Origin of the sequence: Dysgonomonas termitidis (assembly GCF_042654545.1) — a bacterium.
In the GTDB taxonomy this organism is placed as follows: Bacteria; Bacteroidota; Bacteroidia; order Bacteroidales; family Dysgonomonadaceae; genus Dysgonomonas; species Dysgonomonas termitidis.
The window spans coordinates 114,227-137,019 of record NZ_JBHSGN010000117.1 but is presented as its reverse complement, the minus strand read 5'-3'; the positions used below and the strand labels follow the sequence as shown (position 1 = coordinate 137,019).

Here is a 22,793-nt window from a genome sequence, read left to right as displayed (position 1 = left end):
GAGATTCTTTATTGTTTATTAAGGGTAATAGGAATTAAATTTAATATTTTACGTCCATAATATTTAACATTAGTCTCAATTTTATATAAAAAAATCACAAAGTTTGGGTAAAAAAATAATGATTCTGCAAACCACAGATATCATAGCAGCCAGAAAAACGGCGGCAGCTGCCAGGTCTTTGATTTTCTTAATTATCATATGCCATTCGGGCGATATATAATCACATATATTTTCTATGGATGTGTTGATAATTTCCAGAGACAAAACCAGTCCGATCAGTACCAGTACAATTAGCCATTCGGTCAGGGATATATCCAGTAAGGCGCCTAGTATAACGACAATGACGGATACAATAATATGGATGCGGGCATTGTGTTCCTCTGCCCACAATACCTTAAAGCCGCAAAAGACATGTTTGAATGTTAATAGCCTTTCTTTTATAGAAAACTTCTTTTTGCTTTTTTCCATTTTTACTCTTTTTCCTGTAGTTCTTAAGGACACGCTAATGTATAAAAATAAGTTGTAAACTTATTAAAATATATGAGTAATGTCAAATCTAACTGTTCAATTGCATCCATTACTTTTGCCCCGCCTGTGCGATTCAAAACATTCAGTTTTTTATACATAATTACGATCCTCCCTTGTATCGGCAATTTTTAATTCTTAAATTTGGGAGGCTTGGGGGAATCAAGGCCGCAGGCATTATATTTATTGGCTTATTGAGATAAGAATTACAGGCAGCTATCCCTTTCATTAAATACTTCCTGTTACTCATTTTAGAAAATAAAAACTAAGGCCTGACAAAATCTGTTTACACAAAGAGTATATTAAAAAAAGTATAAATAATATGGATATAAAAGATTTACAATCCGATTACGAGTCCATGACTGTCTCGATAGCCCGGTGGATGCAAAAAATATTGTCTGATCTGGGAGTTCCCGAACAATGGATTGAATATGTCAAACTGATAGTATTGCTGGTTATAGTTGCTGTCACAGTGTATGTGTTACAGCTCGTAGTAAGGAAAATACTTACATTTGTTTTCCACCGTATCGAAAAAATAACCACATTATCATTTTTCGGGTACACTATAAGCAATAAGCTCCCTCACTATCTGGCTCTGGTCGTGCCATACTCGTTCGTCAGAGGGGCAATACCGATTGTATTCTATGACTTTAAAGGTTTGATTACCCCATTGATAAAATTGACGGATATTTACCTGGTCTTTATGGTTATATGGACTGTGATGGCACTGGTGAGATCGTTCGGGGATGTTTTACAGGAGAAACCTGCATTTAAGAACAAGCCGATGAAAAGCTATTTCCAGGTAATACAAATCATTCTTTTCATATTCGGAGCGGTAGTTGTATACGCTATTCTTACAGGACGGTCCGCCACGGCTTTTTTTGCAGCTATGGGAGCCGCTTCGGCCGTATTACTACTGATGTTTAAAGACTCTATCATGGGCTTTGTCGGCAGTATACAGATTACAACCAACGACATGGTTCAGATAGGCGACTGGATAACAATGAACAAATACGGGGCGGATGGAAATGTGGAAGAAATAACATTGACCACTGTTAAAGTCCGCAACTTTGACAAAACAATTACTACGATCCCGACTTACGCCCTGATCTCCGATTCATTCCAAAACTGGCGCGGTATGCAGGAATCCGGTGGACGGCGATTCAGGCGGGCATTAAATATCAAATATGACAGTATCCGTTTTTTGACAGAAGACGAAATTGAAAAATTTAAAAAAGTAGACGGGCTTTCCGATTATATTAAGGAGAAGCAAGGTGTGTATGCAAAGTTGAATAAACAGAGCAATAGCGATTTACCATTGAATAAACATGCCATTACCAATTGCGACCTGTTTATGCAATACGGCATATATTATCTGCGCAACCATCCGGATATAAATAAGGATATGACACTTTTGGTAAGGCAGCTGGCATCAACGACACAAGGCCTACCTATAGAATTATATACATTTACCAGCACAACCATATGGGCAGAGTACGAGACTATATTAGCCGAAATTATGAATCATCTGATAAGCGTGGTACAGTATTTCGGACTCACAATATACGAAGAGTCGTCGGGAAGTGATGATTACAATGTATATATGAAGCGGATGGAACAATAAGATTTGGTACAGATAATTGGAAAATTAGCAGATTCGAAAATCGGTAAATAATGCAAAGCGACAACCTTATTTGCTAATCTGCTAATATCCGGATTTGCTAATTTAAAAATAAAACCAATATGAAAAAGTGTATATTTTCAATAATCATTCTCTTTGGCATGCTTTCATCAACTTCTTGCCAAAGCGATCTGGATAAAATGGGCGAAGCTGTAAAAAGCCATTTCAAATACAGGGATGCCGACAATGGTACTATTACAAAAATAGAAGAGGTGAACGCATTGTCATACAAAGAAATACCCGAAGATAAGCGCGAAAACCCCGGTGAAGTCTATCTCTGCAAAGTATATGTAAGAGGCACCTGGAGTTATGCAAACAGTTTCCGTATATATAATATTAATGATACGCTCGATTGCTTTTTCAGTAAAAACAAAACGTTTTTGAGGATAGGCCAAAATAAAGCCGATTAGGTTACAGAGAGGGGTCGTTATTAAAAGGGATCAAGGACAACCTTATCAGATCAGCGTAATTTCGACTATCCGGGGAAGGTATAAAAAATCCGGAAGGTAGGTTCCCCATGCTGGTCAGGTAACTGTTTTAGATATGGCAATCATTGTATAGCGAAGGATGTAGATAATCGTAACCTTATCTTAACCAAACCTTAATGATAATACAAAGCTGTTTTCAAATCTTTAAGCTTTACTTTGCAAAAAAAAATCAGGAAATAGACATGAAACAACTTTATTTTATTTTCAGCCTCATAATTTTACAGGCCATTAGCCCTTGTTTTGCTCAGGAAAAAGACTCCGTTTCGTTTAAACCGTCAGGTAATGTTATTGCACGGGGATTTTTAGATTACAGTACAGGTTTTGGACACGTGAACAAAGAAAAAGGATTTGATATTACACGGGCATTCCTCGGATATAACTATAAATTTACCCGTACAATACAGGCACAGGTCATAATTGACGGAGCGGCAGGAAAAACATCATCCGACGGACTGGAAGTATATCTACGCAATGCTTTTGTAAACTGGAACGACAAAGGCTTCAATGTAAATCTCGGACAAACCAACCTGATGCAATTCAGCATTCAGGAAAAATACTGGATGCACCGCTATGTGATGAAATCTTTTCAGGATTTGAATAAAATGGCACCTAGCGTAGATTTAGGTTTTACAGCAGAATATACTTTCAATAATTACATTTCGGCCGACTTCAGCCTTACCAACGGAGAAGGATACAAAAAAGTAAAAAAGGACAATAGCATGCGTTATGCTGCCGGACTAAGCCTGCACCCGATAAAAAATACAATATTGAGAGTTTATGCAGACGTATATAATGATGATGAGACACAGCGAGACGCCCTGCCTACGGGTATAACAGACGCTAAATACAAAGACCAATACTCATTATCTCTCTTTGCGGGCTACCAGGATAAGAAAATATCGGGAGGTGTGGAGTATAACAGAGTTTATAACAAAGGCTTTATAGACAAAAAAGATTATTATGGATATTCCGTTTATGCATCGGCCAAAGTAGCCCCGAAATGGAGAACATTCGCCCGGTACGACCTGATGGATTCGTCCAATCCCGATAATTTTACATCGCCATGGAACAGCCTCGATGGCCAGCTTATGATGATAGGTGCGGAATTCCAGCCATTGAAGCAATTGAAAATCGCTCCAAACTTTCGCAACATAAATGCAGACAGAGGCAAAGCTGAACAGTATTTCTTTATAAACCTGGAGATTAATTTGTAAATTTTCTGATGCACAAAATAATCTTGAGCGCTCATTTTTTAATGGGCGTTTTTTATCATTGTATGCCAATCAGTAGTTGAAATAAAATCCGCAGGAACAAAGTATTTGTAATTTTAATGTTCAATTACATTCATCATTTTCAATCTTAACTGTTTCGTAACAAATCCTTAGTCCATTTGTTATAATAACATAATAATATTGCATCAGAATTTAAAAATAAAAGGAAATGAAAAAAGTTTTATTATTCACAGCAGCAACATTAATTATCGCACTAAGCTCGTGCGGAAAGAAAGAATCGGCATTATCCGGAGCCGGAGCGACATTCCCTGCACCATTCTACAACATAGTATTTAAAGAGTACGCAAAAATCGGCAGCCCCGTTACCTACGGAGCTATCGGTAGCGGCGGCGGTATCCGCAGCCTCAAAGACCAGACGGTGGACTTCGGCGCAACCGATGTATTCTTATCGGATACAGAATTGAAAGATATGGGTGCGGACATAGTACATATTCCAACCTGTCTGGGAGCTGTGGTTTTATCTTATAACCTGAAAGATGTAAAAGACCTGAAACTGACAGCAGATCTCATTTCAGATATTTACAGAGGTAAAATAACCAACTGGAATGATGCCAGGATCAAGGAAATAAATCCTGATTTAAACTTACCGGATAAAGGCATTACAGCTGTTTACCGTTCAGATGGCAGTGGAACCACATCTGTATTCTCCGAATATATGTCGAAAGTAAATGAAACATGGAAAACAGAGATAGGCGAAGGCAAATCATTGAAATTCCCGGTAGGTATCGCAGCTAAAGGAAATCCGGGCGTAGCAGGAATTATCGCCGAAACAGAAGGCGCGATAGGATATATCGGCTCTGAATACGCGTTGGCATTAAATATGTCCGCAGCATTATTGCAAAACAGCGCCGGCAACTTTATAGCGGCCGACAGCAAAAGTATCTCGGCTTCTGCCAATGTAGATATCCCGAACGACACACGTGTAGTTATCACAAACTCTCCGAATCCGGAAGCTTATCCAATCAGCACATTTACATGGATCATCGCTTACAAAGAGCAGAATTACAATGTAAGATCTGAGGTTCAGGCCAAAGCACTTGCCGGATTACTCAACTATATCATCAGTGAAGAAGGACAGACCATAGCCACTAAGACGCACTATGCACCGCTTCCTCCGGTAGCTGTAGAAAAAACAAAAGCTATTATAGAGTCGATGACTTATGATGGAAAGAAAATAGAAACATATCAATTATCAGTAGCAAAAGGAGCTGCCCACTAAGCTCCCTTCATACCTCCCCTGAGTGGAAGGTCAATAAAATGATACAACATGTTTTATTTGAAGACTAAAAATTCATCAGAGTCCACCAAAGCCTCCCGCCGGGGAGGTTCGGACGGGCTCAAAGATAAAATATTTAAAGCCACATTATTTATTGCAGCCTGCCTGATAATATTACTCACAGCAGGAGTCATATACGGGCTGGTAAGCAAGAGCATCGGAGCATTCTCCGAATTTGGGTTAGGCTTTATCACCTCTACCGAATGGGATTCACGGAATAATGTATACGGCGCACTGCCATTCATTGCGGGCACAATGATGACATCTATCCTGGCCCTGCTGTTCTGTATCCCGTTCTCTCTCTCTGTTGCATTGTTTAACGGGGAGTATTTCAGAAATAAAAAGGTATCGACAATAGTAAGTTCTGTTGTAGACCTGCTGGCGGGAATACCGTCGATAGTATATGGGTTGTGGGGTTTTTATACCTTGCGCCCTATATTGATTGATATGGGTGTGAGCGATCAGGGATTCGGCATATTGCTATCATCTATCGTTCTGGCAATTATGATTATCCCTTATGCATCATCGCTCAGTGCCGAGTTCATCGCTATGGTACCTAACGATCTTAAAGAAGGAGCATACAGCCTCGGAGCCACCAATCTGGAAGTAATAACCTCTATAAACCTGCCTGTTGCAGGTTCGGGTATATTCGCATCCTATGTATTGGCATTCGGTCGCGCCCTGGGAGAGACAATGGCCGTGACCATGCTGATAGGAAATACCAATAACATACCTGTCAGTATATCAGATACAGGAAATTCAATGGCAAGTATCATTGCCAATCAGTTTGGAGAATCCAGCGGACTGAAATTAAGCTCGCTGATGGCTATCGGATTATTACTGTTCCTGATAACGGCATGTATCAACTTTGTAGCCAAATACATCATGAAAATGGTAAATAAATGAAAAAGAAAAAGAGACTGACATCCACAGCCAAATACAGGCTGACGAAGAGTAAAATATTCTTCTTCGCTGTTTGCACCTTGTCGGCTATCACTATGATTCCTCTTTTTCTTATCCTTTGGGAACTAGTAAAAAAAGGATACAAACAATTCAATCTAAACTTGTTTACGGAAGTAGCGCCTACCTCTATGGAAGCCATGCTCGCCCGTATCAGCGACAGCCCTATACCGGGGGGGATACTGAATGGTATCACCGGTACATTGCTTATCCTCGCCATTGCTATAGTAATAGCTATCCCTGTCGGGATAATGGTGGGCGTTTACCTTGCCGAAAACCCAAAAAAACGTATGGCGGGTTTTGTACGCAGCCTTAGTGACCTCTTACAGGGAATACCGTCGATAGTCATCGGGGTTGTGGTTTACATCTGGATAGTTATCCCTATGTCGGGCTATTCAGCTCTGGCAGGTAGTATTGCTCTTGCCATAATGATGTTGCCGATGATAATACGTTCTACCGAAGAAAGTTTAAAAATGCTGCCGGTATCCCTTAAGGAAGCCGGACTGGCATTGGGCGGTTCATACACAACCGTTGTGTTGCGGGTATTATTACCTTCGGCATTCAGCGGATTGTTTACCGGCTCGCTACTGGCCATATCGCGTGTGATGGGCGAAACTGCTCCTCTGCTGGTTACGGCACTCGGAGCATCTACTGTAAACTGGGATGCAACCAACCCCACAAGTGCCATATCCTTACTGATATGGGAATTTTATAACGATCCCAATCTGGCGAATCTGGTATGGTCTTCTTCCCTGCTGCTTCTCTTATTTGTATTGGGTATAAATCTTTTTGCAAAAAGTATAGCTAAAAAATGGAAAATACAGTAAATTTGAACGAACAATATATACTGGAACTCAAAGATGTATCCGTATCTTATACTCCCGGCAAGAATGCAGTGAATATGGTGAATGCCAATATCAGGGAGAATACGGTTACGGCCATCATGGGACCATCGGGCTGTGGAAAAAGTACACTTCTGCGTGCTATAAACCGCATGCATGAATTGTATCCCGATATTGAAACAACCGGGGAAATCCTGCTGAAAGGGAAAAATATCTTTGATATGAACCCTATGAAAGTACGCAGGCTTGCAGGCATGGTATTTCAGCGGCCTAACCCCTTTCCGACAATGAGTATCTACGACAATGTCATTGCTGGATATAAACTGAATAATATTAAGCTGAGTAAAACGGAACGGGACGAAGTTGTGGAAAGCAGTTTACGCAGTGTCGCCCTCTGGGACGAAGTGAAGGACTCTATGAATAAAAAAGGAACATTCCTTTCGGGAGGACAGCAGCAACGCTTGTGCATTGCACGCGCACTGGCACTGAAACCCGAATTGTTGCTGATGGATGAGCCGACTTCGGCCCTCGACCCTATATCGACGAACAGGGTAGAAGAGTTGATATTTGAACTAAAGAAAGAATATACTATAGTAATTGTTACGCACAATATGTCTCAGGCAGCCCGTTTATCGGACAACTCGATGTTTATGTATCTGGGGGAACTGGTAGAATATGGTACCACCAAACAGATGTTTACCAAACCGAAAGATAAGCGTACGGAGGATTACCTGACAGGAGTATTTAGTTAATATAGCCTTTAGCTGATAGCTGTTAGCTATTAGCCTAAAATATTATAATGTAAAACAAAAAGCTATTGGCTAAAAGCTAATGGCTAAAAGCTAAAAGACATGACAACAAATATAAAAGCCAAGCAACTCGAACTTCTTCTCCACGATTTCGAACTATTGTCAAAAACGGCCATGATACAGATGCAGATAACCACCAAATTGCTTAACGACAATACAATCGAATCCCTTTATGAAGAAGCCGAATCGAACGAAATAATCATGGACAGGCTGGAAATAAAAGTACGTGAAGAGGTGGTATTTACCATTTTCCAGTTCAACCCTATTGCCGCCGACCTGCGTAAGATAATAACTTATCAGGATCTGACCACAAACCTGGAACGTATTGGCGATATGCTGCTGAATATCATCCATTTCCTTAAAAAAGTGGATTTATCCACTCCGTATTTTGAGGATATAAAAAAGATTATCAGCAAGATGGTACAATATACCAGCGAAATGCTCCGGAACGCAATATTCTCTTTCTCCAACGAAGATAGCTATATAGCTTATCAGGTGATAGAAGATGATGATAAAGTTGATGAATTATATCATCAAATAGGCTTATCTTTACAAGAGACTTTTGCTGACAAGAAGCTGAGCAAAAAAGAAATACAGAATATGATAAATGTAAACTCCATATCTCACAATCTGGAACGCATCGGTGACAGCGCCACTAATATCGCTGAAGCCACTATTTATTTAACAGAAGGAAAAGACATCAGACATGGAAACAAACAATAAGAATATATCCATTTTGATAGTGGACGATGAGCCGGATATCCGCGAAATCCTCCAGTTTAATCTTCAAAACGAAGGGTACAACATAGATCTCGCCGAATCGTCCGAACAGGCCGTGAAAATGCTGACACCTAAACACCGGTTGATATTACTGGATGTCATGATGGGGGGTATTTCAGGGTTTAAATTTGCCGACCAGTTAAGAAAAGACGGCAATAGTATCCCTATCATTTTCCTGACTGCAAAAGATACCGAGAATGATATGCTGACAGGCTTCTCTATCGGAGGGGACGACTATATTTCCAAACCTTTCTCAATAAAGGAAGTGGTGGCCCGTGTAAGAAGCGTGTTGAAAAGAACAGAGAACCAAAGTAACGCGGCTCAGAAAAATCTGCTGACAGTGAACAATCTGGAAATAGATTTCGATACCAAAACCGTTACCGTGGATAAGGAAGTTGTAGAGCTTACCAAAACCGAATTCAATATATTGGTATTGCTTGTACAGAACACAGGCCGCATATTTTCACGCACCGACATACTGGACAAGGCATGGAAAGATGATGGCATTGTATTGGAAAGAACTGTAGATGTACACATCGCGCGTCTCAGGAAAAAGATCGGTGCTTATGGCGATTATATCGTAAACCGTACCGGATATGGATATACATTCAATTTACAAAATAAATAATTACAAGTTACAAGTTCCTATTCTTGTAACCCGTAACTCGTAACTCGTAACCGAAAAGATTATGAAACTGACTTACAAGCAACGGATATTCTCCTATTTCTTCATCATATTCGCACTTTTCACGGTGTCTATTATAGTATTCGAACAGAAAGAGGAAAAGGCGCAACGTACAAAAGCCATGGAAAACAGGCTCGACAGCTATGCCGAGATGATACATACATATATAGAAATGCGCCAACTGACCGACAGCGACATGACACACATAGATACCCTGGCCTATATATTACCCAAAGATATCCGTATCAGCATTATAAATACGGATGGTAAGGTTACTTTCGACAAGGATGTTAAGGATATCAGCACACTGGAAAATCACCTCAACCGTCCGGAGATACGCAATGCCCTGTATCAGAATACTGGTTCCAATATCCGGATGTCTGTATCTACCAGGCACGAATATCTGTATTATGCCAAACATTACAAAAAGTACTATGTACGTGTAGCCCTGCCATATACGGTAGAGACAAAAAGCATGCTTAAAGCCGACAGCTTCTTTATATATATTGTCATCGGCATGTTTATTATAGTACTGGTTCTACTGAATTATGCGGCGGGACGATTCGGAAAGTCTATCTCGCAGCTAAAAACATTGACCACTAAAATTAAAGATGACAAGCCGTTGACCGAGAAGATAGAATTCCCTGACGATGAATTGGGTGAAATCGGCAGGCAACTGGTAACCATACTCAAACAGAAAGAAAACAGCAAACGGGAGATAGAAGTTGAGCGGGAAAAACTGATACAACACTTCCAGTTTTCACATGAAGGTATTTGCATCTTCGATAAAGATTTCAAGAAGATCTATGCCAATACACATTTCTTCCAGTATTTCAACTTTATTGTAGACCAGCCTGTTTTCAACCTGGAAGCCATTATCAAGGAAGAAATATTCGATCCTGCGATAGAGTTTATCAGCAAACGGACAAAGGATGAGAACTTCCATACTTTCCAACTGAAAAAGAATGGAAAGACCTTCTCAATTCAGACAATTGTTTTCGAAGACGACAGCTTCGAGATTACAATAAAAGACATTACCCGCACCGAAAAAACCCGCCTGCTGAAACAGGAAATGACAAATAATATCGCCCATGAACTGAGAACTCCTGTTACAAGCCTGCGTGGCTATCTCGAGACGTTGGATTCCCAAAAACTGGAAGCATACAAGCAGGCGCAATTTATCCACCGGGCCCATCAGCAGACCATCCGCCTGTCGAACCTGATAGACGATGTAAGCCTTATCAGTAAAATAGAAGAAGCTCCTGCACAGTTTAAACTGGAGAAAGTGAATCTGGCACAGCTCGTAGACGAAGTAAGGATAGATTTAGCTGACGGATTGGCGGCAAACGACATAAAGTTAAACGTGTCTATCAAAGACGACCTGACTATAGACGGGAATTATACACTGCTCTATTCTATTTTCCGCAATCTGGTAGATAATTCGATCAGCTATGCCGGACAACATATAGAGATCAACATCAAAAACTATATGGAGGATAATGAATATCTGTATTTTAGTTTCTGCGACACTGGCCGGGGCGTTGACGAACAATATCTGGCAAGGCTTTTCGAACGTTTCTATCGCGTTAACGAAGGGCGCACACGCGATACGGGCGGTTCTGGCTTAGGCTTATCCATTGTAAAGAATGCCGTCCTGTTCCACAAAGGAGAGATACAGGTTAAAAACCGTGCCGGCGGGGGATTGGAATTCTTCTTTACACTGAAGAAATAGAAGACAGTATTATTATATTATAGTAAAGATAAAAGCATGGGATATTTTCCATGCTTTTATTTTTATACAAACTTAATATTGATATTTAAAATGTGCATGATTTTTTTAAGATTTTATCAATATCGTAGTCATCAGTATGTTGTTCTTTGAAAAGCTGAATATATTAGAAAATATAACAAGATAAGAAAGCTAAAAAACTGTTACCTTTGTTACTTAAGTATGCAGAACATTACACAATTATCAAGAAACCTGACAAATATTGTTACATAACTATTACGTAAAATTATATCGCAATATGTATATCAGCATATCCATTTGACTGAACACTGATTGAGTACAAGGCAGTCTACAAAAAGGTTTAGGATAGAATCTGAATCTGGAAATTTAATTTCCTCAAACGGGTTAAAAAGTAAAATACAAACCTAATCAGGCAAAAAACAAACCTGCTTTATGTTAATGCCAAAGTATATTTGCATCATGAAAACTAACTTGATTAAAAACCAAAACCTGAATCTTTATGAAAAATTTGTTTTGTCTCTTGTATATTGTTCTTTTATCATTTTTATTTGGGGGGTGTAAAGATTTCGAAGAACCTATTGACGAGCCGCTGATAAATAATAATGAAAATAATAACGAAGAGGAGGAACTTGACACACTGCCGTCAACTACCAAAATTCTTTGGGGAATCGGAGATAATTTTACAGGCGCAAAAAGCAGCGCTCTTCTCAATGAAACATCTATAAAGTTAGTATCCCATTGGTATAATGGGCCTCAGGATATGAGCTGGATACGAGGATATAAAAATCAAACGACAGTTTCCGATATTTACGCGCAAGGATATGGAATACAACTTATCGTATGGTTGGCCCAAAACAGGGAGACTGCCGATTATGCCATTGGAGACCAGTTTCAAGATGATATAAAAGAACTGACGGAAATATTTAAGGGTAACGGTCCTAATTATGGTCCTTTGTATATAGTCCTTTTTACCGAGTTGGAGACCTATCCCCCTTCAGGAGAAGCAGCGGCGGAAAATTACAAAAAGCAGCTTTCCGCCGCTTATATAAAAGCAGCAGGCACGATTCACGACACATATGATAAAGCGTGGGTCGGACTTGGACTGGGAGGTTATCACTGGCCGCAGGCAATACCGGGGACACGCGATATAACTCGTTGGGACGAAGCTATAGAAGCAAGTGATTTCACATGCGTACAGCAAATGCAAAGTTATAAGAATTGGCAACAGATACCGGGGAAAACACGTAATGCGGTAAGCCAGCTCGGAACCTATAACAAGCCTGTAATGGTTTCTCATTTCAAGATATGGAGTGGAGGCCCCGATGATAATCCAGACCCGATAGACAAAAAAATAGCTGATGCCCAGGGAGCGTTCGATTTATTTATGGACGATATGTTTACAAATGCATCCTTAGACGCTTTATATGCAGATGGCCTAAGGGCATGGGTTTTCATGAATGACGAATACATCCGTAAACATGGCGATGAAGATAAGGTATATTTGCGTGCGAAAAACTTCGTTTCTTTACATAATGAAGAAAATCCGGTGATGAAAAGGGAATATACTCCAACTCTTCCTCCTGGGCAAGTAGATGTGCTGTTAAGCTATGATTTCAACGGAAGCTCTTTAGAACCTGTTATCAATAATGCCGGTACTATTACGGCGAGTGGGCTAAATAATCACAATTTAAGTTTTGAGTTGTTTTCGACGCAGGGTGATCCGCATACTTCGGACGGAGGAAAATGGATACGGGATCATGGACAAGGAGCGGATCATATAAACGCTCTTACAGAGAACGAGGCTGTAAATATAAACAGCGGTAACCAAAAAAACAACTATCTGTCTTTCACCATAAGCCCTTCGGATAACAAGAAGCTGGATTTGTATTGGTTTACCTTTGATATACAGGCGCGGACAGGTGCACCGGATACTCCTCCCGAACTTACCTATTTTGCAGCACTCTATACCTGTAAAGATGGAATAATTAACCATACAGGAAAGACTGTTTCCGTATCATCGAATACAGAAAACAGTGTGAGCGGCTGGGTTACAGCGCAATTTGATATAAGTAAGATGAAATTTGCAGGAGGAGAGGTCGCCGAATTCCGTATTTATGTTTGGCGTGTCGGAAGCACAAATCAACGAAGCGAAAGATGGCTCGAATTCGATAATATAAAAGTACACGGTTATTCCAGATAGTATTATATCGAAAGACAACCCTGATAAAATGTAAAATAAGGCATTAACAGACGTCCCGGAACTGATAGCAGACATTGTTAATGTCTTATCTTAAATATTTTAATACCATGAAATTGACGTTTAAAATAAAAAATCTCCGTTAATTTGCAACATATAAATCCAACACAGACTTGAATTTGGAACCTTGAGTAATATATTGTAATTTTTGATAGGAGTTGAAAAACTTTCATATATGAGAATTCTGTTTTTATTTTCTTTCTTAATATGTATTATTCCTGATATTTATTCACAGGGTTTCAGATATCTTGATATGGACGACGGATTAAGCAGTAATCAGGTATTTCAGGTTGAAAAAGATTCAACCGGATTCATGTGGTTTATTACCTATATGGGCATCGACAGGTTTGACGGATATCAGGTAAAGCATTACAAATTGAAAGATGACAGCTTGGTATATGAAAACTATCCTTCCTATACCCGGGCATTACTTAACAATAAGGGTGAGTTTATGGTCGCTTTACAGGGAGGAAAAATATTCCGTTATAATAAATTTACGGATGATTTCGAATTATACTTCGATATCAGGCAGAGAATTAATTACAAGGATTTAATGCTGTTGTCTGTGTACCTTGATTCTAACGATCAGCTGTGGATTGTCTCGAATTTCGGATTATATGTTTTCAATCCGCAAAGTGAAGATTTCCAGTCCCTTTTCATTTTTGATAATGAGCTTCCGTCCTGCGTACAGGAAGATGGCAAAGGGTCTTTTTATGTAGGGACAGATAAGCACCTGTATAAACTGGCTAAGGAAATCACCGGAGGTTATGTCATAGTACAACAAGTCGATATTGGATCGCAATACGGAAAGGTAAGCCGTTTGCTCTGTAAAGGACAGAAAATATATATAGGAACCGAATTGAAAGGAGTATCTGTATTCGATATGTCCACTAATCTGGTAAAATCATTATTTCCTGTAATACCTCATGCTGCAATCCGCTCATTGAATTATGCCGGTTACAATAAAATTGTAATCGGGACAGACGGCTCGGGGGTCTATATAATAGATTGTGATTCGGACTCACTGGTATCTTATTTTGATTCCGATCATAATTCGGGGAATGAATTGACCAGTAACTCTGTATATGACATCGCTGTAGATGAAAATAATTATATCTGGATCACAACTTATGCCAATGGAGTCAATATTATTGTTCCCGTACTTTCAGGTATTTCTTATTATAAGCATATATATAATGAGCCGAATTCGTTAGCCAATAACCAAGTAAATGCCCTTCTCGAAGATTCTGACGGGAACTTATGGGTCGGTACGAATAACGGCATAAGCTGCTATCATTCGGAAACAAAAAAATGGAAACATTATTTGATGAATAATGAAACAAGAAAAGCTGTTGTTATATCCCTTGATGAAGACGGTTATAAAAATATTTGGGCAGGAACTTACGGAATGGGAGTTTTTCGGATAAACAGGCAGAGCGGAGAAGTAGTCAATTATAAGAAAGAAGACCAAAAACTTCAGGCTTCGATCAATACAAATTATATATATTCGATCTATACGGATAAAAAGGACAATGTCTGGTTCGGCGGATTATGGGGGAAGCTTACACGATATAATATCAGGGAAAATACGTTCCAGTATTATAGCATAGAGACCCTGGGGGAAATAAGGCCTTTAAGCGAAAAATACCTGCTGATAGGAACAACTGCCGGTTTTTGTCTGTTAGATACCGGAACTTCGTATTTTAAGGAATATTCCGGATTTGAAGGAAAAAATAAGAAAAGTGCAGTTCGTGATTTTTATGTTGCCGGGGAAAACGAAGTGTGGCTGGGTACAGAGGGTAGCGGACTAGTCTTGTTTAATCCGCGTACCGAATCGTTTCAGGCATATACCACTGATCAGGGCCTTACATCAAACTACATCTACAGTATCGAAGATGACAAGAACGGGAATATCTGGATAACTACCGAACGGGATATTTTTAAGTTTAATCCGCAAACCGGACAATTTTATGGTATTAGTAGTTATCTGGGGCTTAAAAATTTTAGTTTTACACCTTGTACGTCTATCCGGAGGCAGAGCGGTAATTTAGTATTCGGTACTATCAACGGTGTACTGGAACTTCCCATTGATGGAATCACGAATACGGATATAAGAGCAAAACTTATCTTCACGGATTTCAAGCTGTTTTATAATTCTGTAAAAATAGGAGAGGATAACGGTATACTTAAAAATGCTATTAACGAAACAAATTCTTTATCGCTGACGTATAAACAAAATTCTTTTTCTTTTGCCTTCTCATCAATTAATTACAGTTCCCCCAAGCAGATAATTTACTCCTATATGTTTGAGAATTTCGATGATAAATGGTACACAGCTACAGAGAACAATACAGTTAGTTATACAAATATCAGTCCCGGCAACTATCAGTTCAGGCTAAAGATCTTAAATAAAGATAGCAGGGCACTTATCGATGAAAGAACCATAGCTGTACACATCAGTCCCCCTTTCTGGAAATCAACTTATGCATATATTTTATATATTGTTCTATTCGCGTTTATAATAAAACTAGCTACCCAGTATATGAAGGGTTCCATAGAAAAGCGCTATACAAAAGAAAAGAATCAATTCTTTATCGATATGGCACATGATATCAGAACGCCTGTCTCTTTAATTAAGGCTCCTTTAAATGATCTGTCGGAAAATGAGAATCTAACGGAAAAAGGACAGATTGCATTGGATATCGCTACCCGCAATACAGAAAAACTGGCACTGATGATAACCCGGTTACTGGACTTTCAGAAGGCAGATCTATCGCTGCTACGGCTGGTAGTCTCGAAACACGAATTGAAAGAATATATTCAGGAAAGGATATTACTTTATAAAGTAGAAGCCGAACATAAAAATATTACCCTTATACTGGAAATGGGATTCGAGCAGCTACACGTTTGGTTTGATCGTGAGAAAATGGATAAAATAATCAACAACCTGTTATCAAATGCAGTCAAATACTCCAGAAACGACGGTCAGATCATAGTCAATGTATCGCATGACCAGAAATATTGGTATCTATCAGTTGCAGATAATGGTATCGGTATTCCGCAACAGGAACAAAAGTACCTCTTTAAACAGTTTTTCAGAGCCAGGAATGCGATAAACTCAAGAGAAACGGGAAGCGGGATCGGACTAATGCTTACAAAGAAGCTTGTTAAGCTGCATGAAGGATCAATTAACTTCACAAGTAAAGAAAATACCGGAACGGAATTTAAATTATCCTTCCAGAAAGGTGAAGAATTTTTCCGTAAGAAAGAAATGTTAAAGGTATCTGTAATAGAAGAGGAAAGCCTTCATAGTGACAGGGATACTGAAATATCCGGGACAAATACCGGTATAGAAGAATATGAAAAAGAAAAAAAGAAAATCAGGCTGCTTATTGTAGAAGATAACGATGATATGCGCCTGTATTTGAAAAATAATCTGTCTGCACATTACGATATTATAGAAGCCCTGGGCGGACAGGAAGCGCTTTCAATCATAACCGAAACGCATCCCGACTTCATTATTTCAGACAACCTTATGCCGAATATGAATGGGGATGAAATGTGCGCCCGGTTAAAAAACTCGATGGAGACGAGCCATATTCCGGTTATTCTGTTAACGGCATTGGCAGAAAAAGAAAATATATTGAAAGGATTGAGTTGCGGAGCTGACGATTATATTACCAAGCCTTTCGACATATCCATTCTGAAAGCTAAAATCAGGAATATATTACAGTTCCGGGAAAATCTGAAAAAGACATTGAGCTCATCCGGTAACCCGGATCAAAATCCGGAATATACCAATCCCCTCGATAAGGAGTTCCTGGAAAAAACCATCCGTATCGTAGAGGAACACCTGGACGATCCTTCCTTTTCGATGAATAACCTTTACTTAACAATGGGGATGAGCCGTTCTACTTATTATAATAAACTTAAAGCCCTAACGGGGGAAGGACCAAATACATTTACCAGAAATATCAGGTTGAGTAAAGCAAGAGAATTATTGCAGATAGGACAATATAATGTATTCGAAGTATCCATCATGACCGGTTTTACCGACCCCAAATATTTTAGTACCGTATTTAAAGAACGATTTGGCATAAGTCCGAGTAAAATAATTAAATAAACTATAATTATCGATTTTCAAACTTATTCATTTGTATCACTTAAGAGCTTACTTATAAAGGAATACTGAAAATTTATCTATTATGCAAAAAATATTTATTGTTATTCAATTTTTATGTTTGTTATTTTCCGGTAGTCTTACAGGACAAACTGCCAGTTATGATCTTGTTATAGTCGGAGGAACGCCCGGAGGTATTATGGCGGGTATCGCGGCTGCACGGGAAGGAAAAACTTCTGTCATTCTGGAACGGACTAATAATATTGGTGGTCTTCCTGTAAATGGGCTGGGAGCTACCGATATCGCGACACGAGGAGCTACCACCGGACTGTTCAGGGAGTTTGTCGATGGGGTATTATCCTACTATATAGAAAAATATGGAAAAAACTCCGAACAGGTAAGCGTGTGTAATGGAGGGTATCATTTTGAGCCCCATGTCGCCGCGATAGTTATAGATCGTATGCTGGAAACGGAGAAGGATAAAATCACCGTCTTTAAACAACGCCAGTTTGATGCTCTTTCCCGGAATGTAGAAAGAAAGGATGGCGTTATAAAAAGTATCAGGATATACAACCGGGAAACAAAAAAAACAGAACAATATGCCGGAACTGTTTTCATAGACGCCACATATGAAGGAGACCTGGGCGCTGCCGCAGGTGTTCCTTTCTCTATTGGGAGGGAAGGCAGGAATGAATATGATGAAATAGGAAGCGGCGTATTATATAAACTCTGGGACAGCCCTGAGCTGGAAGGGTCCACTCATGCGGCGGATAACGCCGTTCAGGCGTATAATTACAGGTTATGCCTGACTAAAAATCCGGAAAACAGAATACTGCCTCAAAAGCCGGAGGGATATAAGCGTTCCGATTATATTTCTTTGATTGACGACGTTTATCTGGGGAGGTATGCCGGGTCGGGAATATTGAAGGTTACACCTGAAATGCAGCAGGCTAATAAAAAATATCTGTTGGAAGGCGGAGAAAAGACCTCCATTCCGGGCGACCCATGGGGAATATCCAAAATTATCAATATGGTTGCGTTACCGAACGGGAAAACAGACGCGAATAATCAGCATTTAGCCCTGATTTCAACCGACTTGCCTGAGGAAAACTGGAAATGGCCTACAGCCAATTGGGAATGGAGGGACAAATTTGCCAAACGACTGGAAGAATATATTACAGGCTTGCTTTGGTTTGCCCAAAACGATAAGGAATTACCTGAAGCATTCAGGATGGCATGTCAGGAATGGGGATTTGCTAAAGATGAATATCTTGATAACCACCATTTTCCACGTCAGGTTTATGTGCGGGAAGGACGCCGTTTACACGGCAAGCATATCTTTACAGCAAATGACGCTCTACCGGTAACCAGGGAAGGACGCCCGCCATTGTATCGTTCCAGTATCACATCCAGCCATTATGCATTGGATTCCCATGCCGTCCGAAAGCGCGAGAAGGAGAAGCTGGCGCTCGATGGGTTTTTCAGTTACGGCTCGGCAGTTTACACGGTACCCTATGAGGTAATACTTCCCTGGGACGTGAAAAATTTATTAATACCCGTTCCTGCTTCTGCAACACATGTCGGTTTCTCAACATTGAGGATGGAGCCTTGCTGGATGGCGCTTGGACAAGCGGCGGGAGTTGCCGCGTCAGTTTCTATAGACCGGAATATCGAACCGGGACAGGTGAATATAGAAGATGTCCAGGAAATTTTGTTGAAAGGGAAAACTACATTGTTCTATTTCTCTGATATGAAAATAAACGACCCGGATTTCGAAATAGCTCAATATATGGGACTCCGTGGATACCTGCCGGGATGGATGGCTGAGCTGGATAAGGAAATTGATCCGGAAACTTCCATAATATGGATGGAGAAATCGGGCATTTCTTTCAAACCTGAAAAGAAAAGCCGTAGAGAAATTTTGAGAAGCATTTATACTTTAATAAAATAAGTATTTTTTGACCTGATATGAACACAAACATTCATCAACTATTTATTATCCGGTATAAACCTTAACCTATATCAGTCAACGGGGGAAATAACTTTGCACCGGAAATATCATCCAATGCCATATTGCCCCATCCTCATTTTGTTAACTCTGCTTAAAATCAACAAATTGTCACGTCTGTATATAGATGCGGAAATTAATTGAATGTTTTAGCTGTAATCAAACCCTTTTAAGCAAAATCCAAACCTCATAATTGTAGAATTACCATAAAATTGCATCATGGAAACAGGTTCCGCATTATTCTGGAACTAAGAACATATATCTAAACAATAGATTTAATATTATGAAGCGATTTCCTTATAAAAAAGTTTTTGCCGGATTATATTCCGCATCTGTCGCTGTTGCCGGAGGAAGTTTGCTGCATGCTCAAACCAATGCAGACAGGCCCAATATTCTTTTTATCATGTCCGACGACCATACGTCACAGGCGATAAGTGCATACGGAGGGTACTTAGCCCCTTATCTGCCTACTCCTAATATAGACCGTATTGCAAACGAAGGGGTAAGAATGGATAACTGTTTCGTTACGAATTCCATCAGTACCCCAAGTCGCGCCTGTATTCTGACAGGCCAATATAGCCAGAAAAACGGAGTGTATACCCTAGATGACTCGTTGAACCCGGCTTTGCCTACAGTAGCAAAGGAACTACAACGGTCAGGCTATCAAACCGCTATTATCGGTAAATGGCATTTGGGTACAGAACCAATGGGTTTCGACTATTATAATGTCTTGCCCGGGCAGGGCAGGTATCACAATCCCTTATTTATAGAGAAAGGGGACTGGGATAAAGGAGAAGGCGGCAAGCCAAAAACAACTGAATACAAAGGTCATTCTACCGATGTGATTGCTGACGAAACCATTAAATACCTGCAATCGGCAGGCAAAGACAAACCGTTTTTTGTCATGTGCCATTTTAAGGCACCTCACCGTCCATGGGAACCGGCTGAGCGTTTCAGGAAACTGTTAGATAGCGTGGCTATACCTGAACCCCGGAATCTGCTTGACACTTATGAAGGGAAAGGGCTGTATACGCACTCTCTGACCATGTCTATGGAAAATATGGATTGGAATGATCTGAAAGGGAATATGCCTCCAGAGAATATGAGCCGTGATGAAAAAAGACATTTTGTATACCAGATATATATAAAAGATTACCTGCGCTGTATTGCCGGAGTCGATGAAAATATAGGACGTATCCTGAACTATCTGGACGAACATGGGCTTTCTGAAAACACAATTGTAATCTATACAGGTGACCAGGGTTTCTTCCTCGGCGAACATGGTTGGTTCGATAAACGGCTGATGTATGAAGAATGCCTGCGTATGCCTCTGTTGATACGTTATCCGAAAGAAATAAAACCAAAGGGAATCAATAAGGATATTGTTCTTAATCTGGATTTTGCCCCTTTATTTCTTGATTATGCCGGAATCGAAACTCCCGGCTATATGCAAGGTGAGAGCTTCCGTAAAAATCTTCAGGGAAAGACAACTCGGGATTGGCGCAAGTCTATGTATTACCGCTACTGGATGAATGACGACTGGCACCATCATGTTCCCGGAAATTATGGAATACGTACCGACCGGTATAAGTTAATCTATTACTATGCCCAATCCCTGGGGATGAGCGGTACCGGCAAAAAGGCGCTTAAACCTGAATGGGAACTATACGATTTGCAGGAAGACCCTGCCGAGATGCATAATATATACAGCGACCCGGCTAATAGGGAATTAATAAAACTTCTCAAAGAAGAATTGCTGTTACTGAAAGAAAAATATGGAGACGAAGATAAGAATTATCCTGAAATGGAACGATTGAACGAAAAATACTGGTAGAAACAATGATGCATCAGATAACAAAGATAACGTTTGCCTGCTGCGGATTAGTCTCCTTCCAGGCATATGCCCAGAAAGCGCCCAATATAATCCTCATTCTGGCTGATGATATGGGCTATGGAGACCTTACTGTAACGGGGGCTACCCAATATCATACTCCGGCTATTGACAGGCTGGCCGGTGAAGGAATGACCTTTACGCAGTTCTATTCGGCCCAGCCGATAAGCAGCGCGTCACGCGCCGGATTGCTGACAGGCTGTTACCCCAACAGGGTGGGAATCAGCGGGGCTTTGTATCCTCAAAGTAAAATAGGCTTAAACAAAGATGAGGAAACGATTGCCGAAATATTGAAAAAAAAGGGATACATGTGCGGCATGGTAGGTAAATGGCATTTAGGAAGTATGCAACCCTTTCTGCCTTTGCAAAACGGGTTTGACGATTATCTGGGGTTACCTTATTCCAACGATATGTGGCCAGTCGATTATGAAGGGAACAGGGTTACTCCAGACTCCGGCCTGGCTCATAAATTAAGGCACCCGGCGTTACCGTTGATTGATGGAAATGAGAAGGTAAAAGAAATATGGACACTGGAAGATCAAGGCCAGCTAACCACGCTCTATACACAGAGAGCCATACAATTTATCAGGAAATGCAAACATGAAGAAACTCCTTTCTTCCTCTATTTTGCACATTCCATGCCACACGTGCCTCTGGCTGTATCCGGCAAATTCAAGGGAAAAAGCAGGCAAGGGCTATATGGGGATGCGATGATGGAAATCGACTGGAGCTTACAGGAGATCATGAACACCCTTAAAGAATATCAGTTAGACGAAAATACGCTTATCATCTTTACTTCCGATAACGGGCCATGGGCTAATTTCGGAAATCATGCAGGAAGCACCGGAGGATTGCGGGAAGCAAAAGCCACTACTTTTGAAGGCGGGCAACGGGTACCATGTATTATGAGATGGAAAGGAGTCATCCCCGAAGGAAAAATTTGCAATGAACTAACGTCTGCCATTGACATCCTGCCTACTCTGGCAGAAATCACAAAAGCTGCTTCACCTTCGAATAAAATAGACGGAGTAAGCATATTACCGTTATTAACCGGGAATATGGATGAATCGCCCCGCAAGTACTTTCTCTACTACTATGGCGGCAATGATCTGGAAGCCATTAGGGACAGCCGGTTTAAATTGATTTTTCCCCATGAACATGAGTCTTACCGTACAAACCTGCCGGGAAACGACGGTTTTCCGGGCATAAGGGGCCGGTCAAGGATATCCGTGTCATTGTTTGATATGCGCCGTGATCCGGGCGAGCAATATAATGTCGCAGACTTATATCCCGATGCCGTTAAACGCCTGTCGGCTGTAGCCGACAGTGCCAGAACAGACCTAGGTGATAATCTCACCAAACGCGAAGGAGAAAACCGCAGGCCGCATGGTTCAATTGAATAAAGAAACCTCATATGTTATAAAAAATT

16 protein-coding genes are annotated in these 22,793 nt (G+C 40.3%); 15 read left to right on the top strand and 1 reads right to left on the bottom strand.

Features of this window, described 5'->3' with window-relative positions; translation table 11 throughout:
* Positions 1-81: 81 nt before the first annotated feature.
* Entirely contained in the window at positions 82-468 is a 387-nt protein-coding gene (locus tag ACFO6W_RS19300; protein WP_379999454.1) for a diacylglycerol kinase family protein, read from the bottom strand.
* A gap of 379 nt (positions 469-847) precedes the next feature.
* Here ACFO6W_RS19300 and ACFO6W_RS19295 point away from each other — a divergent pair, with 379 nt between their 5' ends.
* From ACFO6W_RS19295 to ACFO6W_RS19225, 15 genes are all read left to right on the top strand, one after another.
* Positions 848-2,149 (top strand): mechanosensitive ion channel family protein, encoded by a 1,302-nt coding sequence (locus ACFO6W_RS19295; RefSeq protein WP_379999452.1) that lies wholly within the window; start codon positions 848-850, stop codon positions 2,147-2,149.
* Positions 2,150-2,268: 119 nt separating this feature from the next.
* Positions 2,269-2,616, top strand: coding sequence for a hypothetical protein (locus ACFO6W_RS19290; protein ID WP_379999450.1), 348 nt, complete (start codon positions 2,269-2,271; stop codon positions 2,614-2,616).
* Positions 2,617-2,876: 260 nt separating this feature from the next.
* Positions 2,877-3,908 carry a hypothetical protein gene (locus ACFO6W_RS19285; RefSeq protein WP_379999447.1) on the top strand — a complete coding sequence of 344 codons (1,032 nt, stop codon included), beginning with the start codon at positions 2,877-2,879 and terminating at the stop codon, positions 3,906-3,908.
* Between the two features lie 226 nt (positions 3,909-4,134).
* On the top strand, positions 4,135-5,205 hold the full coding sequence (gene pstS / locus ACFO6W_RS19280) for a phosphate ABC transporter substrate-binding protein PstS (protein ID WP_379999444.1): 1,071 nt from the start codon (positions 4,135-4,137) through the stop codon (positions 5,203-5,205).
* Positions 5,206-5,253: 48 nt separating this feature from the next.
* The gene (gene pstC / locus ACFO6W_RS19275; protein ID WP_379999442.1) at positions 5,254-6,168 is read left to right on the top strand and encodes a phosphate ABC transporter permease subunit PstC; all 915 of its coding nucleotides are present in this window, start codon (positions 5,254-5,256) and stop codon (positions 6,166-6,168) included.
* The gene (gene pstA, locus ACFO6W_RS19270; protein WP_379999440.1) at positions 6,165-7,049 is read left to right on the top strand and encodes a phosphate ABC transporter permease PstA; all 885 of its coding nucleotides are present in this window, start codon (positions 6,165-6,167) and stop codon (positions 7,047-7,049) included. Before pstC ends, pstA begins: the two co-directional genes overlap by 4 nt.
* Positions 7,034-7,816, top strand: coding sequence for a phosphate ABC transporter ATP-binding protein PstB (gene pstB, locus ACFO6W_RS19265; protein ID WP_379999438.1), 783 nt, complete (start codon positions 7,034-7,036; stop codon positions 7,814-7,816). The genes pstA and pstB overlap by 16 nt, the downstream gene beginning before the upstream one ends.
* Positions 7,817-7,915: 99 nt before the next feature.
* Positions 7,916-8,596: a phosphate signaling complex PhoU family protein gene (locus tag ACFO6W_RS19260; RefSeq protein ID WP_379999436.1), complete on the top strand. Its 681-nt coding sequence runs from the start codon at positions 7,916-7,918 to the stop codon at positions 8,594-8,596.
* Positions 8,580-9,281, top strand: coding sequence for a response regulator transcription factor (locus ACFO6W_RS19255; protein ID WP_379999434.1), 702 nt, complete (start codon positions 8,580-8,582; stop codon positions 9,279-9,281). Before ACFO6W_RS19260 ends, ACFO6W_RS19255 begins: the two co-directional genes overlap by 17 nt.
* Positions 9,282-9,342: 61 nt before the next feature.
* Positions 9,343-11,070: a sensor histidine kinase gene (locus ACFO6W_RS19250; RefSeq protein ID WP_379999432.1), complete on the top strand. Its 1,728-nt coding sequence runs from the start codon at positions 9,343-9,345 to the stop codon at positions 11,068-11,070.
* A 517-nt stretch (positions 11,071-11,587) separates the two neighbouring features.
* Positions 11,588-13,288: a hypothetical protein gene (locus ACFO6W_RS19245; RefSeq protein ID WP_379999430.1), complete on the top strand. Its 1,701-nt coding sequence runs from the start codon at positions 11,588-11,590 to the stop codon at positions 13,286-13,288.
* A 232-nt stretch (positions 13,289-13,520) separates the two neighbouring features.
* On the top strand, positions 13,521-17,468 hold the full coding sequence (locus ACFO6W_RS19240; protein WP_379999428.1) for a hybrid sensor histidine kinase/response regulator transcription factor: 3,948 nt from the start codon (positions 13,521-13,523) through the stop codon (positions 17,466-17,468).
* Positions 17,469-17,550: 82 nt separating this feature from the next.
* Positions 17,551-19,416 (top strand): FAD-dependent oxidoreductase, encoded by a 1,866-nt coding sequence (locus ACFO6W_RS19235; RefSeq protein WP_379999426.1) that lies wholly within the window; start codon positions 17,551-17,553, stop codon positions 19,414-19,416.
* A gap of 340 nt (positions 19,417-19,756) precedes the next feature.
* Positions 19,757-21,307, top strand: a complete 1,551-nt coding sequence (locus ACFO6W_RS19230; protein ID WP_379999424.1) for a sulfatase family protein — start codon at positions 19,757-19,759, stop codon at positions 21,305-21,307.
* Between the two features lie 5 nt (positions 21,308-21,312).
* Positions 21,313-22,767, top strand: a complete 1,455-nt coding sequence (locus ACFO6W_RS19225) for a sulfatase family protein (RefSeq protein ID WP_379999422.1) — start codon at positions 21,313-21,315, stop codon at positions 22,765-22,767.
* Positions 22,768-22,793: the final 26 nt, after the last annotated feature.

Coding starts and splice junctions, on each gene's coding strand:
- ACFO6W_RS19300 (WP_379999454.1), bottom strand. CDS start 468: ATGGAAAAAAGCAAAAAGAAGTTTTCTATAAAAGAAAGGCTATTAACA.
- ACFO6W_RS19295 (WP_379999452.1), top strand. CDS start 848: ATGGATATAAAAGATTTACAATCCGATTACGAGTCCATGACTGTCTCG.
- ACFO6W_RS19290 (WP_379999450.1), top strand. CDS start 2,269: ATGAAAAAGTGTATATTTTCAATAATCATTCTCTTTGGCATGCTTTCA.
- ACFO6W_RS19285 (WP_379999447.1), top strand. CDS start 2,877: ATGAAACAACTTTATTTTATTTTCAGCCTCATAATTTTACAGGCCATT.
- pstS (WP_379999444.1), top strand. CDS start 4,135: ATGAAAAAAGTTTTATTATTCACAGCAGCAACATTAATTATCGCACTA.
- pstC (WP_379999442.1), top strand. CDS start 5,254: ATGTTTTATTTGAAGACTAAAAATTCATCAGAGTCCACCAAAGCCTCC.
- pstA (WP_379999440.1), top strand. CDS start 6,165: ATGAAAAAGAAAAAGAGACTGACATCCACAGCCAAATACAGGCTGACG.
- pstB (WP_379999438.1), top strand. CDS start 7,034: ATGGAAAATACAGTAAATTTGAACGAACAATATATACTGGAACTCAAA.
- ACFO6W_RS19260 (WP_379999436.1), top strand. CDS start 7,916: ATGACAACAAATATAAAAGCCAAGCAACTCGAACTTCTTCTCCACGAT.
- ACFO6W_RS19255 (WP_379999434.1), top strand. CDS start 8,580: ATGGAAACAAACAATAAGAATATATCCATTTTGATAGTGGACGATGAG.
- ACFO6W_RS19250 (WP_379999432.1), top strand. CDS start 9,343: ATGAAACTGACTTACAAGCAACGGATATTCTCCTATTTCTTCATCATA.
- ACFO6W_RS19245 (WP_379999430.1), top strand. CDS start 11,588: ATGAAAAATTTGTTTTGTCTCTTGTATATTGTTCTTTTATCATTTTTA.
- ACFO6W_RS19240 (WP_379999428.1), top strand. CDS start 13,521: ATGAGAATTCTGTTTTTATTTTCTTTCTTAATATGTATTATTCCTGAT.
- ACFO6W_RS19235 (WP_379999426.1), top strand. CDS start 17,551: ATGCAAAAAATATTTATTGTTATTCAATTTTTATGTTTGTTATTTTCC.
- ACFO6W_RS19230 (WP_379999424.1), top strand. CDS start 19,757: ATGAAGCGATTTCCTTATAAAAAAGTTTTTGCCGGATTATATTCCGCA.
- ACFO6W_RS19225 (WP_379999422.1), top strand. CDS start 21,313: ATGATGCATCAGATAACAAAGATAACGTTTGCCTGCTGCGGATTAGTC.